General features: G+C 35.0%; 19 protein-coding genes. 9 read left to right on the plus strand and 10 right to left on the minus strand.

Annotated elements, in window-relative coordinates:
• Window positions 1-74: 74 nt before the first annotated feature.
• The 6 genes from C505_RS0118550 to C505_RS22940 form a co-directional block, all read right to left on the minus strand.
• Window positions 75-380: an SEL1-like repeat protein gene (locus C505_RS0118550; RefSeq protein ID WP_018694138.1), complete on the minus strand. Its 306-nt coding sequence runs from the start codon at window positions 378-380 to the stop codon at window positions 75-77.
• Between the two features lie 465 nt (window positions 381-845).
• Complete coding sequence (locus C505_RS0118560; RefSeq protein WP_018694140.1) at window positions 846-1,127, minus strand: hypothetical protein; 282 nt, start codon at window positions 1,125-1,127, stop codon at window positions 846-848.
• A gap of 43 nt (window positions 1,128-1,170) precedes the next feature.
• The gene (locus C505_RS0118565) at window positions 1,171-1,509 is read right to left on the minus strand and encodes a hypothetical protein (protein ID WP_018694141.1); all 339 of its coding nucleotides are present in this window, start codon (window positions 1,507-1,509) and stop codon (window positions 1,171-1,173) included.
• A 313-nt stretch (window positions 1,510-1,822) separates the two neighbouring features.
• Complete coding sequence (locus C505_RS24455; RefSeq protein ID WP_157369199.1) at window positions 1,823-2,215, minus strand: hypothetical protein; 393 nt, start codon at window positions 2,213-2,215, stop codon at window positions 1,823-1,825.
• A gap of 16 nt (window positions 2,216-2,231) precedes the next feature.
• Entirely contained in the window at window positions 2,232-2,882 is a 651-nt protein-coding gene (locus C505_RS0118570) for a hypothetical protein (RefSeq protein WP_018694142.1), read from the minus strand.
• A gap of 226 nt (window positions 2,883-3,108) precedes the next feature.
• Window positions 3,109-3,834 carry a hypothetical protein gene (locus tag C505_RS22940; RefSeq protein ID WP_040440298.1) on the minus strand — a complete coding sequence of 242 codons (726 nt, stop codon included), beginning with the start codon at window positions 3,832-3,834 and terminating at the stop codon, window positions 3,109-3,111.
• A 251-nt stretch (window positions 3,835-4,085) separates the two neighbouring features.
• On the opposite strand from C505_RS22940, the gene C505_RS0118585 reads away from it, so the two are divergent.
• Window positions 4,086-4,301, plus strand: a complete 216-nt coding sequence (locus C505_RS0118585; protein ID WP_018694145.1) for a hypothetical protein — start codon at window positions 4,086-4,088, stop codon at window positions 4,299-4,301.
• A 72-nt stretch (window positions 4,302-4,373) separates the two neighbouring features.
• Here the strand turns inward: C505_RS0118585 and C505_RS0118590 are convergent, their stop codons facing one another.
• Window positions 4,374-5,255 (minus strand): hypothetical protein, encoded by an 882-nt coding sequence (locus C505_RS0118590; RefSeq protein ID WP_211215101.1) that lies wholly within the window; start codon window positions 5,253-5,255, stop codon window positions 4,374-4,376.
• A gap of 311 nt (window positions 5,256-5,566) precedes the next feature.
• Between C505_RS0118590 and C505_RS0118595 the strand changes: the two genes are divergently transcribed.
• From C505_RS0118595 to C505_RS24460, 3 genes are read left to right on the plus strand one after another with little or no spacing between them, the layout of a single operon-like run.
• The gene (locus tag C505_RS0118595; RefSeq protein WP_018694147.1) at window positions 5,567-5,836 is read left to right on the plus strand and encodes a helix-turn-helix domain-containing protein; all 270 of its coding nucleotides are present in this window, start codon (window positions 5,567-5,569) and stop codon (window positions 5,834-5,836) included.
• Window positions 5,833-6,357, plus strand: a complete 525-nt coding sequence (locus C505_RS0118600; RefSeq protein WP_018694148.1) for a hypothetical protein — start codon at window positions 5,833-5,835, stop codon at window positions 6,355-6,357. The genes C505_RS0118595 and C505_RS0118600 overlap by 4 nt, the downstream gene beginning before the upstream one ends.
• A 15-nt stretch (window positions 6,358-6,372) precedes the next feature.
• On the plus strand, window positions 6,373-6,537 hold the full coding sequence (locus tag C505_RS24460; protein WP_018694149.1) for a hypothetical protein: 165 nt from the start codon (window positions 6,373-6,375) through the stop codon (window positions 6,535-6,537).
• Window positions 6,538-6,601: 64 nt separating this feature from the next.
• Here the strand turns inward: C505_RS24460 and C505_RS0118610 are convergent, their stop codons facing one another.
• Window positions 6,602-6,967: a hypothetical protein gene (locus C505_RS0118610; protein WP_018694150.1), complete on the minus strand. Its 366-nt coding sequence runs from the start codon at window positions 6,965-6,967 to the stop codon at window positions 6,602-6,604.
• A 145-nt stretch (window positions 6,968-7,112) separates the two neighbouring features.
• Here C505_RS0118610 and C505_RS0118615 point away from each other — a divergent pair, with 145 nt between their 5' ends.
• The 3 genes from C505_RS0118615 to C505_RS0118625 all read left to right on the plus strand — a co-directional run bounded on the left by C505_RS0118615 (window position 7,113) and on the right by C505_RS0118625 (window position 9,887).
• Entirely contained in the window at window positions 7,113-7,520 is a 408-nt protein-coding gene (locus C505_RS0118615; RefSeq protein WP_018694151.1) for a hypothetical protein, read from the plus strand.
• A gap of 247 nt (window positions 7,521-7,767) precedes the next feature.
• Window positions 7,768-8,859, plus strand: coding sequence for a hypothetical protein (locus C505_RS0118620; protein WP_211215102.1), 1,092 nt, complete (start codon window positions 7,768-7,770; stop codon window positions 8,857-8,859).
• Window positions 8,856-9,887, plus strand: a complete 1,032-nt coding sequence (locus C505_RS0118625; RefSeq protein ID WP_018694153.1) for an AAA family ATPase — start codon at window positions 8,856-8,858, stop codon at window positions 9,885-9,887. The genes C505_RS0118620 and C505_RS0118625 overlap by 4 nt, the downstream gene beginning before the upstream one ends.
• A 369-nt stretch (window positions 9,888-10,256) precedes the next feature.
• On the opposite strand, the gene C505_RS0118630 is transcribed toward C505_RS0118625, so the two are convergent.
• Window positions 10,257-10,700, minus strand: a complete 444-nt coding sequence (locus C505_RS0118630) for a hypothetical protein (RefSeq protein ID WP_018694154.1) — start codon at window positions 10,698-10,700, stop codon at window positions 10,257-10,259.
• Window positions 10,701-10,702: 2 nt separating this feature from the next.
• Complete coding sequence (locus C505_RS0118635) at window positions 10,703-11,371, minus strand: TIR domain-containing protein (RefSeq protein WP_018694155.1); 669 nt, start codon at window positions 11,369-11,371, stop codon at window positions 10,703-10,705.
• Window positions 11,372-11,624: 253 nt separating this feature from the next.
• On the opposite strand from C505_RS0118635, the gene C505_RS0118640 reads away from it, so the two are divergent.
• Window positions 11,625-12,191 (plus strand): recombinase family protein, encoded by a 567-nt coding sequence (locus tag C505_RS0118640; protein ID WP_018694156.1) that lies wholly within the window; start codon window positions 11,625-11,627, stop codon window positions 12,189-12,191.
• Between the two features lie 194 nt (window positions 12,192-12,385).
• A complete protein-coding gene (locus C505_RS0118645) occupies window positions 12,386-13,033 on the plus strand; it encodes a hypothetical protein (RefSeq protein ID WP_018694157.1) in 648 nt (215 codons plus the stop codon).
• Window positions 13,034-13,096: the final 63 nt, after the last annotated feature.

A 13,096-nucleotide genomic window follows, 5' to 3' on the forward strand; every position in this document is an offset into this window, starting at 1 on the left:
AAAAGAAAGCCCCTCAATGGGGGCTCAATTTTATTAAACTTCGGTAGTTGTAATGGTAAATATTGAAGAGAAGATTATTCAAAGGATTTTAACTCTATCAATGCATCATAAGATCCAACATTAGCTGCTAATCTAAGTAGCTGTAGATAACGATCCAAATTCTGAGATATGCCATCGGCATCTTTATATCTTCGTGCAGCTTTGTACAGATATGAGGGTTCGCCAAACTTACCTGCAACCTCATATAGCTCAACTGCGATCAATTTATCCCTTTGTACAATACTTCCATCATCGAACTCATTAGCAATTGATGCAATAGCTTCTACTGCTAATGAGCTTGTGGTTTTAGCTTGATAAAAGTTCTTTTGAAATTGTTCCAATTTACTTTTAGTTTTATTACAAACTGTCTTTTTTATTGCTTCGTATTTTCTTGACGTTCTGAGGGAGTTATTTCACATAAAACAATAAGAAAGAGGTATATGCAAACCGCTAAATTTAATACATGTACACTACCCTGAATCTGAGAAGTATCGTGCAACTGATAAATTAAATAAATACAGAAACAGAAAGTAATTAATGCAATAAAGAAAAAACCCCTCATACATCCTCTTAATGTAGATCCGGGCTTTGAACTAGCTTCAAATTTATCAAATGGTCTGTCTAGAAGTGAATCGAAGAATGAACCGTTGACGTACTCTATTGCTTCTTGTTTTAGAATTTCCGATATATTGCCCATTATTATCTCTTATTACTGTTCTATTTAAGAAAACCGGGAGGGGGAGGGGTTAGCTAAAGAAATTAACCTGACGTCGAGAATAAGGTTTCGCATGCGAAACTAACTATCATCAGTCATGACTATCTTCTTTTGGGAATTCATTGAAAAGTTCAGGTTGACTTTTCTTTAGCTTATATTGAATATATTTTTTGGCTAATTTAGTCAATATAAAGCTAAATGGGATTGAAAGAACACCTACGATAATGGCAATTTTTCCCCATAAAGCCGCTCCACAAACAACCATCAGAAAATAGCAGGCATAAAATGATTTTGAGGATAAGCTTGTCAGGGCAAATGTAGCGCAAACGAAAAATATACAAAGTGTCCCTAATGCGATGTGTAATTCTGACATTTTTATTTTCCTTTACTAATTCACGAGTAACTTCATCTTTAAGCTAAAACTTGTACTGGAGTTTCACTCCTGGAGCCAAGTAGGTAAACCGATTTGACTTTTTAAATCCTCTTTGAATTGGTAATGATAACGATATCTTTTCACCCTGAATTATTGTGGTCGTTAAGCTACACACTCTATTTTTTGGTGTTAGTACAACAGAAGTGAGCTTAAATGATTGAGCACTGAAAATAATAAAACAATCCCCAGACTCTTCCTTAAAGGCAACTGGTACTGTCAGTCCATTTGGATAAATGAATGCTGGCTCCGATGAAATGAGTACATCATCCACAGTTAAGCTTGCAGATAAAAGAACAAGAAAACATCCAACCTTAGTTATCATGACATTTGTTATCCTTTATTTTTAGATAATTTACAATAATTCATTTTTTGTTTTTTTGATACATCATAATATACATTATTGATTTTGTTTTGCAAGATTGTTTTCTATCCAAAAAAATTGTCTATCGTAGGTCAAATTAAGTTTGCCAAGTTCAAATAAAGATTGCCAAGATGAACTCTTAGGTAAAATAGAGTTTGCCAAGATGGATATCTTTATGTGTAGGAAAATTCGAAAATATAATTAATTGGTTAGTCAGTCGGTGAATTTCGAAAGCCTCTAAATTTAGAGGCTCATATTTTAATATGTAGGCAAATTAATCGCAGGATGATGATGAACTAGAAGAATCAGTAAAACTTGAAGAGCTAGTAGCACTTGAAGTGTCTGTGATGGACGTAGAATGGCATGATGTTACTGATGTATTGAAATCTACATCGTGCTCGTCAAGTCCGTTATGAAAATCTATACCATTTAGAACTTCAGAGTTATATGCGTTTTTTCTATGATGGCTTTTATTACTCAATTCATTATTCTTATAGGCTTTGTCATAAAGAGCTTGGATCTGTGCAGCCATAGTTAATAATGTACCTACAATACTAAACATAGCAATACTTGCGTAGATTGTTCCGTAGACATCTTGATAAGGTAAAAAGCCACAAAAAAATAACACTACATACGCAAAACATATAGAAAAAATAAAAAACAACATAGATTTAATTCCTTTCTTAATTAAACTTCATTAGGGTAAGAACGGCTTCTTTTTTAGTTGATTTGTATTCAATATATCGGCTAGAAAGATCCCATAAAAATGGAGGTGTGATCAGTAACAGAGCAACAATAGAGAAAGATAATACCTGTTCAAACGTTCTGGCATCATTGGATGTGGCCATCAAACTGATAAAAGATACTCCAAAACATAAATATGAAAAGATGCGTGATTTTATCCTTCCTTCAAGCAAAAATTCATAGAATTTTAGTTTTGTATTTTTAATAGCTTTAGATTGCACTTTTTCTATTTCAACTAAGAGATGCTGAATCATTTCTATAAATGTTTGGCTTAGTTGAACATGCCAACCTAGTTTTTTCAGTTTTGCACCGAAGCCCTCAACACTTTCAAAACTTTTTAACATATGAATAATTTCTTTATATTCACTCCAATTAATTGATTTTGTTAGCTGAACAGAGTCACTTGCAAGGTCATAGTCGCTCTTGAATAAAAGATTAAGAGATGAATCATTGTTCAACCGACATCTTATTATGTTTGCCCCTTTTTGTGGATCAACAACACCAGGAATATATCCTTTAGATTGGCTAATAGAAAAAAGCAGCTTATTTTCATATAAAACTTGTAACTCAATAAAAAATTTAGATTGCATATTCAACCTTACTCCACTTAATTTTATGGTTATTTTTAGCCCTGAATTTAATGCAAGAACAAATAAGTCAATAATAATATTATTGATAATTCAAATTATTATATTTTGATGGGTATTTCAAGGGTAGTTTTCATTAAGTTACCCGGCTTTTTAGTATTGAGTTTTGCATATAAAAAAACCTCCAAATAGGAGGCTATAGGTTTATTCATTTGAATCTGTCTTTTTGTTATTCCCATGTGATCTTAGAAAAGTTCGGATCTCTATAAATCAGACGTATTGCTAATATTGAAAAGACAAATAATAAGGTGTAAAGAGATGGTGCAAACCAAACACTAATTGGTTGTTGAAATATGTGTAGAGGTGTTGTTTCGAGCCCATTTATTAGATCAAAATTAGTCTTATATTCCCATATAAAAAAATTAGTAAAAAACACATTAAAAGCAAACACTTTTGATGCAAACTTTCTATCTACATATGCACTTGTGATACAACTAAAAATGTATACCAAAAATATCAGAACAAATCCATTTACCATAAGTGCCCAATGATCTAACCATATTGTAGGAAATACCTTCACCATTGCTAACCAAGAGAGAATCGTATAGATGGTATATACCTGAATCCACTTGCTATTATTAGCCCGCATGTAATCTTTAATTACTTCGAAACTTAATGCTTTTGAGAAATCAGTATGATCTGTCTTTTCTATTGTGTTTGAGTTTTGGTCTTCTTTCGGATACTTCTCTTCAATGATGCTTTGAAGATGCAAAATCATAAGCATCAATAAACACCCAAGTGCTAATAAGAAGGATAATGTAGTCATTGTTTCAGAATATAATTCATAGCGTGGTGATTCAGGGGTAAGGAGTATCGGTTGTAACACTTTGTAATGGCAAAGTCCGTATAACCCGAAAGACAGCAGAGTTATTATAATTCTAGGTAAATATTTCATTCAGTGGCCCTATAGTCATTTCATATATACATATATTGATACATCATATTATATAATTTTGAGCACTTCAATTACTGATAAATTATGATTTTTTGATTCCTAGTAGGCTTAATGCTTGGTATCTGTAATTCATAAGAGCGCCGTACACATCAGAAATACAGGGGTTTGATAAAAAGGTAATAACAGCTAAATTTTCGAAAAAATACTAACGATCCTGAGTAAAGCGAATGACGGTTTTGAGGATTTCTTAGATGCCTTGGGGTGCTGAATATGAAACTGAAGAAAGTATTTCTCATAAGTTTACCGCTGGGTTTGGGATTCCCCAAGCTGGCCAACCAAAATACAATGAGAGCATTTACGCTCCTCTCACTGGTGTTACCTCCTTATTTGAGAAGTATCAGGTGCCTAGCGACCTTTATCTGTCTGCTGTACCAGACTTACAGGGTAATACGAAAATCAACGTATAGACATGTTATAAGCCACCTTCGGGTGGCTTTTTTAGTAAGTTTCGCATGCGAAACTTACTATTGAGTTGGGGGTTAAATTGCTTCAGATAATGGGGCTTGGTATTTAATCTCTTTTTCATCACTAGTTGAAGATAAACAAATTAATTCGGATTGAGAAATGAAACCTATATCCCTAATTAATTTTTCAATATTCAGTTCCATATACTCTGGCGCATCTTTGATTGCCTTCTCAAGTAGTATCTGAGTCTCCCGGTCAAAGGAAATGGCCAATGACTTCAATTTCTTTGACTCAATCGTCATACCAATTTCCTTCAACTGGATCTGAAAGTCTTCCTGGAAGAACGCATCCAGTCGATCTGATAGTTTGCTTCTCTCAAGCTGGTAAATCTCCCGCAATAGACGGTCGAGGTCATCCAGCAGCGTTCGTACATGCAACTTGAGTTTAATCGCTCCGTTTAATTCAAAAAATGGATCCTTTAGTTCAATCCGCTCAGGGACTTTCTCTACGTTTGCATTTTCATCTCCATCCCAATCCAGAAATAAGGTGAATACCTGTTGAATGGCTAAGCACCGGAGCTGCTTTTCTGGAATAGATGTAAAAGTCGCGAATATCTGGTTGAGCCGTGTTTTATTGAAGTCTGGGACCACTTCATCATCCATCCATTGATTCAGCTGTTGCAGGTGCGCTGGCGCGAGCACTCGGAGCAGGTTCATCTCATGAAAGATACTGCGCCATAGTTCAGAGTCGATCCGCTTTTGTAGGGAAGTCAGGTGTTGAAATTGAGCCATTTCCAGCTGTGGGCAGAGGTCGGTGCCTTGTGTTGTTAAAATATTTTCAATACGAGCAGCTGACGCTTTAATGGTTTTCAGTTCTTGGTGAGCGCTTTCTCTCGCTTTTAATAGAGCGTGGCATCTTCGATATACCTTTTCAGTTCGCATTGATATTTCTTTCACTTCATCCTCCCAAGCAGCCTTACTAGCTACATATACAAACCCTAAACTTCCAAATTAATCTTAAGTGGCTTAAGCCATACCTAACATGTTGCCATAAATTAATATCAATATTTTGATATTTCTGATTTTTTGATATGATTTTCAATCGCTTTAAAAGGATGTCATCTATAAGGGGAGAATTACCAAGCAAATAATAACAGCCTACACAAGCCACCAGTACCTATCATAAGTAATAATTTTATCGCATTAAAAGTTAACTTCTTATATAGTCACAAACTAAATTATCAATATCTTGATATTTTAAGGTATTAATGAAAAAAACGATTAAAAACCTCAAAAAGTATGCATCAGCAGAGATAGCGGCCTTTGTTAAGGAGGCAAGAAAGTCACAAAAAATAACTCAGGAGGATATGAGTAAATTAGTTGAAACAAGCCAGTCAAACTTGTCATACATGGAAAGAGATCAACAAAAAATCTCCTTGGTTGATTTTCTAATTATCTGCATGCGTTGCTCGGCAGACTATGAATCTTTCATCAAAAAAATTCTTGAAGATGCTGAAGAGATAAAGGACAAAGAATGACTTTAGAAAAAATGATTTTTATCCCAATCATTGTTGTTTGTGCATTTATTTGTAGAAAAGACAAGAATGTTACGATGCTCATTATATTGTATTTAATAATTGAAGCACTGAATATTGCTATCCAAAAAGCTAGTATGCAATGGGGCTATTTATATTACTTGCGTTGTATAGCCTTTGACTTGTTGTTTATAACAGCAATCTTTGCAAGAAGGGGGATTGCCCATCTCATAGCTGCTATCCCGATCGACAAAGTACAACAAACTGGAGAAGCTTGGGTTAGAGCATTCCGGCACTCAATATTCGATATGGCAATAATAGGAATCATCTTCTGTGGAATGATAATTTCAACCATTTGCATGATAGAGGGTTTTTTATACTACCAATGGTTGATTGATACCACATGGTTCATTGATAATACGTTCGATAGGATGCAATGGATTGTCCAAGGGGCAACAGTCATATATATAATACTGTTAACTTGCAGTTCATCTCTGAATAGAAAAAAATATCGTATTGCATAAATAAGAGAATTATGAATGAAACAAGTATCGAAGAAGAAAATGAAACCTGAAGAGTTGGATTTAAATGAGCTAGAGGTCGTATCTGGTGGAGGAGGCGGTGGTGCTGAACACCCCACACCTGACAGAAAAATAGCCTCAATAGCAAGAGCCCCATTCTTTAGTGCTTACTCTTTACCTTAAACATTTCTGTGTTTCTTTTTAGAAAAGAAAGCCGCTTTGAAGCTTTCTTTTCTTGCCCTGGAAGTTATTTTTTTAGAAACTCGACATATATTCGCAACCCATCTACCGCTCCTGGTAGAACATATGCGTCAAACAACACATTCAAAATCAGTGCAACTCCATATATAGACAGAATAAATACAACTTCCCCCTTACTCAGTTCTTCTATATTTTTCCCAAAATAGCTATCTGATCCAGATCTTCTCATAACACCTGATTTAGCAATGATTGCTAAAGCAAGAAATTGAAAGAAAAGAAAAAAGGATATTCGTCCTAGACTAGAAAAATTCATCATAAATGAATCAAGTGAATTCTCATTCAGGTTTGTCAGCCAATATAAAAATGGAAATGCAGCGATAAATAGAAAAAGAGCAAATGGGTGAAGTTGCATTTTGTTCTCCTAGAAAATATAAAACAAAAAATCAATTTTATTTATTTTGAATGCTCATTAATTCATATCTTGATATTTGTTTCAATTTAAAAAAAGACAAAAGAGCTTCATAATATCAAATATTAAAAATTCAAAATAATATTTTATGAAGACTAAAAAATATAAACTCTCCATTGGATTGGCTATTCTCCCAATAGTTTTGATTACTTCAATTGGCAGTATTAAAAATACAATTTCTTCAGGCAAGCCGAAACTCGAAGTAAGAAAGCACCATGTTCACATCCAAGAGTCTTTCTCAATTCAACCATTCGGAAACGAATTTGAACACAACCCACTCATCGCTTTTATTTTTGGAAAAACCATTATCGATACAAATAACGTCGAATATTTTATACATGACTCAGAATTCTATGTCGGACAGACTGTTGAGATCGTACTACAAGGGAATGAAGTAAAAAAAATGTGCAATATCAAAACTGGCAGATGTTGCTCTGTAAGTTATGCCATAGATCTATATGGAGGAACTCCCTTAGACCGAGCCCCCTATATATAGTGGGTTTTTTCTATAATTTAGCTATATGTAGTAATTTGTACTTCTTGTTTTTCCCAAATATAGCTTTACATGTACTTCATGAAATTATTTTTTCTATTATTTAGCATTAGTGAAAGTATGATTTTCTAAGATTTAGCTTAAAAGAATTAATATTATGCTTTTCGTTTTCTAAAATTTAGCTATAATCCAGGGCAATAATAAGATTTTTCTATTTTTTAGCTTTAAAGAAAAATAAATGAGCGCTGACATGAACGATAGTTTAGATGGATACTTTCCCGCTGACGTTGTAGCGGAAGTTTTTGGTAATCGTCCAGCAACAACTACTTTGATGGACTGTATCTTTTTACCTGGCTCAAGACTCCCCAGAGACTTAGCAAATCAAATGGCAGGCGATGAGTCACTTATCGAGCAACAAATCCTCGCCAACAAACCTCTTCTCAGCACACGCCAGGAAAAACCATACTGGAAGAAAGGGGCAAACAAACGTGAATTCGATGCTGTAACACTCCAGGTATACAGCGCTGTTTGCTTGGTCGCCGATCGTCATCTCCTTGAGGGGATCGTAAGCATTGGTGGCATGTACGAAGACGTCTCAGGTTTAACGCTACGTCAGGCTATTGAACTGAGCAAGCTAAACGTCATGACAGAGTATTTACCATCACAGTATCAATCACTACTTGATACAAGAATGTTTTCAGGTATCTACGATTATTTCCTCGTCGATTTTTCAGATCTTTTCTTATTTTTAGACCTTAAAAATGCAAAACCAAACAAAAAAACTGTACTGCAAAGGCTTCAGCGATTGAGTCAAATGCTACTTGTATTGGATTATGAAAATGAAGGGAAGGTTCTTACAAAATATAATACGAAGATCCGCTTAGTTGATCACAGCTTCATACCTCTACTTGTTCCTGATGGGATTCGAAGTAAAGGAAGTATTACCGCTGACACAATGACGCATCTTCTTGTTGGTGTACATAGAACATTCACAGCATCCCTTCTTCAAGAAGGTAGCATTAGTAGAAAGAGGTTTTTAGAGGTTTACCCACAACTGTCAGGGAACCACTCTGTCACTGATTTTGCAAAATATTTGGATCAACATAAACGTGAATTCTTACACGGAAAATATCTTTCAGATCTGATACGCAGCTATTACGAAAATAAGGCTCGTATCACTAAAAAACATTCAACAACTCTCATCAATAACACCATGAAAGAAGTGCTTCAAAAGCAGGATATATTGTCTAAGGATTTTAACTTGATCCTGAAAAAGGAAATGAATAGCAATCGTACTGACTATCAACTGATCTATATTGGTGATGAGGACATAGTAGAATGATAATTCCTTTTTGTGATCAAGAAATTGAACGGTCGATAGAAGAAAAAAAAGAGCCGATCCTTAATGGATTATATCGTGGTAATGTTGGTTTTCTTATCGCTCCGCCTGATCTAGGTAAATCGTTCCTGTGTTTATCCATTGCCTATGAAGTATCTCTTCCATGTCATGGTTTGGTTGGTGTTGGTGTAAGTGGTTCTGCCCCCCTTAAAACACTCATATGGCCTATAGAAGATACGGTTACTGGAGTTTTATCTAGAGTTCAATCGCATATGAATTCTTTTCCAATAGGCGTAAAACAGAAGTTGAAAGAGAATGTTAGCTTTTATAATTCTCATGAGCCTATATGCAGCTCTGATGAAAACCAGTTTTCGAGTGAAGTAGGTCGTGCTGAAACATCTTTGAAGAAATTAGTTGAAGCAGGGAAGGGCTATGATTTGATTATTATAGATACTTTGCGCGAAGCAACAGGTTCAGCCGATGAGACCAAACATGATCATATAATCAATGTGTCTTTAAATCACCTTGCTCAGGAAGCGAATGCTGCTGTATTAGTAGTCCATCATCCAACAAAAGAAATTAGTCGAGGCAAAGAGGAACCATCCAGTGTCTCTGGATCGGGATTATCATCGACATTGTCAAAATCAAAGCTGCACTTATATATGAAAAAAGTAGCTGATAAACAAAAGAAAGACTCTCTTCAGCTTTTATTTACTAAAGCAAACTACCTTCCACCAAATAAAAAAGCATCGATTGAGTTGAAATGGTCAAATAACTCCATTCTCTTTAGTGATGAACATGCGCTTAGCAGCATACTTGAAGGTGAACTATGTTCTCTTTCAGAAAAAAACGTTATTCAAAAGCCTAGGCAACCAAAAAAGCGAACATTAACAGAAAAAGCAATGATACCTCGCGATGAATCACTTCTTTCAGAAGAATCGATATCCAAGGCGAATCAATCATTTGGCCCATTTGGTGAAAGTATGTCTGAACAACTTAAAAGTGAAGTACTTCGAAAAAAGGGAAATTAGAGTAAATTTGTTTTCCATTATTTAGCTTAATGCTGAGGCTGATTTCTAATTTTTAGCTAATTCAGATTTTTATTTTTCTATCTTTTAGCTATTTCTTGATTGTATTTAGCTATCACTCTTCTATTTAAAGCTAAATGATAGAAAATTTACTGTTATTTAGCTTTAATCCCTGTTACATGATCTTATGATCTTATGGATCTATTATGATCAGCTGCTGCGATTGATATCGCCTTGCTCATTTGAATATTACTTCGATAGCTACGGCTATCAAATTAATATACAAATCCTTTTCAGAGATATTGAATAAAGAGTGATTATCAACCATTCATAATCTTAGCCAGTTTCTTAACTTAGCTGCTGTATTGGTTTTTATTTCAAAGCTATCGCTTTTGTCACATAGATTAATAAAGCTAAAGAAAGATAAAATCCCCACACAGCAAATGACTTTAAAGAATCAACCTGAAAGCGTGACATATTTCCTTTAGGGACAACACTGTAAAGATCATTGGCAGTTATAGTGTTGTTGTGAAGCTTGGTAATAAAATCTGTATATGAATGCCTAAACGATTTTTCTAAAGCTAGATAATATGCATCAAGAGCAGCGAAAACTAATGTTGGTAATAAGGCGATATATGCATATTCAGGTTTACCCTTATCTGCAACGATAACGAGAACAGCTGAAACTAATGTTACACACCAAGCCTTACATGATGAGCTATTCGTAGACATTCTCTGGATCACATTCTGCAAAATGCCGAGGTGAGTTTGGACAGAAAGAGATTCAGGTTCGATATTCAGTATATGATCTTCCATCCTTAGTTCACTTTGTTTGAGATTGCGCGGCTGATCCAGCTTGAAATATTCTTTGAGATATCACCGTATGCATCATCAGGGCTTGGATCATAAGTATCAACATATTCTGACAAGCTGGTTCCATCACTCAGTTTTATGTCTTCAAATGGACTTTTTCCTCTCTTACTCAGACCGTTTCGAGGACATTTTACGTTATGAATGTAAATACCAAGAATAGCTTTTCCATCATTCCAGGCTTTAATGATTTCATGTTGAACCCATATCCTGTTAGATGTTTCACTTCCGATGAGCACGATAATACATCGCTTATATTTCATATTTTGATCAATCCAGTTTTTCACAGCAACTTCACCTGTACGCTTTAGTTGCTCCCACTCATTCGGGCTGGTTGGGGAGTTTCCTTCTATTGCTCCAATATTTCTAATTTGTTGGACTCTCATAACATCATTTTCATAATGGAAGCTGTAAAACACTGGTATTTTAGACATGGCTTCTTCTTCTAACGTTGATGATTTAATGAGAGCCCCAAGCAAACCACCTAACGCAACACCACCAATTCCTGGTGTTATCAAGTGACCTATAAAAGAACCAATTGCAACAGGAGTTAAGTAGTCCTCTGTTATTGAATGCTTAATGGGATTTTTTGGGGTAGGGAGGCTGTGTTTCTTCACTGGTATTGCTCATTCCATGATTTATTACATTCTTTTTGTACCTGTATTGAGTGCTACAATACAGCATTGCTGAGTAAATATCACTCACTTTTTATCAACCTTAATGAGCCTCTTAGTTATTTTTCAAGTGAAAGAAGGCATACCCAGAAGTTAATTCAACCAGAAACCAAAGCTACTATGAAAGCCTGTTTATTATTGATATAGCATCAATACCAAAAGTGCTACCATAAAGGTTTTATAAATGAGAAATTAAATGAGAGTTGGGTATGCGCGTTCTAAATCAGGCATTTATGGAATGTCTAAAAACGGTCAACTTTGGAAACTTCGAAAGTGTGAAAAAATTTTTTTAGATGAAGATATCCGATTAGAAACACATCGTCCTCAATTTAAAAAGTGTATCGATTCACTGCGTCCTGGGGATGTACTGGTTGTGTGTAGCCTTCAGTCTCTTGCGACATCACTTATCGCCCTTATGAAAATCATTCGTCATTGTCGGCAGCTTGATATTCAAATACGAGTGCTTGATCAGGATATAAATAGAGATACTTTAGAGGCGCTTGAACTAGCTGGAGAATATCAAGAGGCCATCAATCAGGAGAAACGAGGAGAGGGTATTGAGCGAGCCAAACGAAATAATGTTGCATTTGGTCGACCAGTTCGCATATCTGATGATATAAAGCAGAAGGTGATAAAGATGAAAAACACTGGCTTCACAGTAAAGCAAATAATCGAGCAAATGAATATTAGCAAAACATCTTATTATCGGATCGTTAAGGAAATTGGAAATAGTAACGTATCAATGATCGTACCTCATAAATAGATTTGATTATCACAAGAATAGTACTTTTAGTTTATTTTTGGGGCTATGTTGGGTTCTTTATTCGTATTTATAACTTATTGAATAGCTCCATCGGATTATGACATCATAGATTTCTAATCTTAAAAAAACTAAATAATTCAGGGAAATCCCTTCTTCTTTTATCATGGGTTAATTCTAGGTAAGGATGATGCTCTATGTCTGAAATTAAGCGTATCTCAAAAGATGATTTTGTAGTTGATGGCCAATGCATTTTTTCCGAAAGCAGGGGTACATTATTTGTTCAGGATGATAACAAGGAATATATAATCACAAATGGTAAAAGTAGCTTATTTGTTGGCTTGGATAAATATATTGCGGCTTTGATGTTGAAGCAAAATATTAAAGAAATAGAGCTAACAATAGAGGAATTAGAAGAAGTAGAAACACTCATGATCAACTGGGAAAGCGATCACAGTGTGAAGCTAATGGCAAACCGCCTGCCATTAATCCCCCAATCAAAGACTGTATTGGTTGAAAAGTACCAATGGTCTAAAAATTACTACTGGTGTTTTTACAAGAACAACGAAGGCGAGTATCGTAATGTTAGGATGGTGGTTGTTCCGCAAAGATTAAATGGAGATGAAGAAATTGAATATATTACAGCCAATTTGAATAAAAGTGATAATGAGTATGGCGAGATTATATATCGCGAAAAGCGTGATGATACTGAAGCAATTGAGCTTCTTACTCCCAAAGAAAATACAAATTCATGGTCACTTTTTGTGACTGGGGTGCTGATATTATCGGTTATTATCTTTATGGCCACTCTATTTTTGGGGCCAATAAGTTTGATTCCAAAATAAACCTTGATTAAGTTGCATTATGACCAAAAAAGCACAAAAAAAGATTCTTATTCACCACATCAC

Source organism: Algicola sagamiensis DSM 14643 (assembly GCF_000374485.1).
GTDB classification, from domain to species: Bacteria; Pseudomonadota; Gammaproteobacteria; order Enterobacterales; family Alteromonadaceae; genus Algicola; species Algicola sagamiensis.

Coding starts and splice junctions, on each gene's coding strand:
- C505_RS0118615 (WP_018694151.1), top strand. CDS start 7,113: ATGAAGACTAAAAAATATAAACTCTCCATTGGATTGGCTATTCTCCCA.
- C505_RS0118630 (WP_018694154.1), bottom strand. CDS start 10,700: ATGGAAGATCATATACTGAATATCGAACCTGAATCTCTTTCTGTCCAA.
- C505_RS0118560 (WP_018694140.1), bottom strand. CDS start 1,127: ATGTCAGAATTACACATCGCATTAGGGACACTTTGTATATTTTTCGTT.
- C505_RS0118620 (WP_211215102.1), top strand. CDS start 7,768: ATGAACGATAGTTTAGATGGATACTTTCCCGCTGACGTTGTAGCGGAA.
- C505_RS24455 (WP_157369199.1), bottom strand. CDS start 2,215: ATGTTGTTTTTTATTTTTTCTATATGTTTTGCGTATGTAGTGTTATTT.
- C505_RS0118595 (WP_018694147.1), top strand. CDS start 5,567: ATGAAAAAAACGATTAAAAACCTCAAAAAGTATGCATCAGCAGAGATA.
- C505_RS24460 (WP_018694149.1), top strand. CDS start 6,373: ATGAAACAAGTATCGAAGAAGAAAATGAAACCTGAAGAGTTGGATTTA.
- C505_RS22940 (WP_040440298.1), bottom strand. CDS start 3,834: ATGAAATATTTACCTAGAATTATAATAACTCTGCTGTCTTTCGGGTTA.
- C505_RS0118600 (WP_018694148.1), top strand. CDS start 5,833: ATGACTTTAGAAAAAATGATTTTTATCCCAATCATTGTTGTTTGTGCA.
- C505_RS0118625 (WP_018694153.1), top strand. CDS start 8,856: ATGATAATTCCTTTTTGTGATCAAGAAATTGAACGGTCGATAGAAGAA.
- C505_RS0118570 (WP_018694142.1), bottom strand. CDS start 2,882: ATGCAATCTAAATTTTTTATTGAGTTACAAGTTTTATATGAAAATAAG.
- C505_RS0118645 (WP_018694157.1), top strand. CDS start 12,386: ATGTCTGAAATTAAGCGTATCTCAAAAGATGATTTTGTAGTTGATGGC.
- C505_RS0118640 (WP_018694156.1), top strand. CDS start 11,625: ATGAGAGTTGGGTATGCGCGTTCTAAATCAGGCATTTATGGAATGTCT.
- C505_RS0118585 (WP_018694145.1), top strand. CDS start 4,086: ATGCCTTGGGGTGCTGAATATGAAACTGAAGAAAGTATTTCTCATAAG.
- C505_RS0118565 (WP_018694141.1), bottom strand. CDS start 1,509: ATGATAACTAAGGTTGGATGTTTTCTTGTTCTTTTATCTGCAAGCTTA.
- C505_RS0118610 (WP_018694150.1), bottom strand. CDS start 6,967: ATGCAACTTCACCCATTTGCTCTTTTTCTATTTATCGCTGCATTTCCA.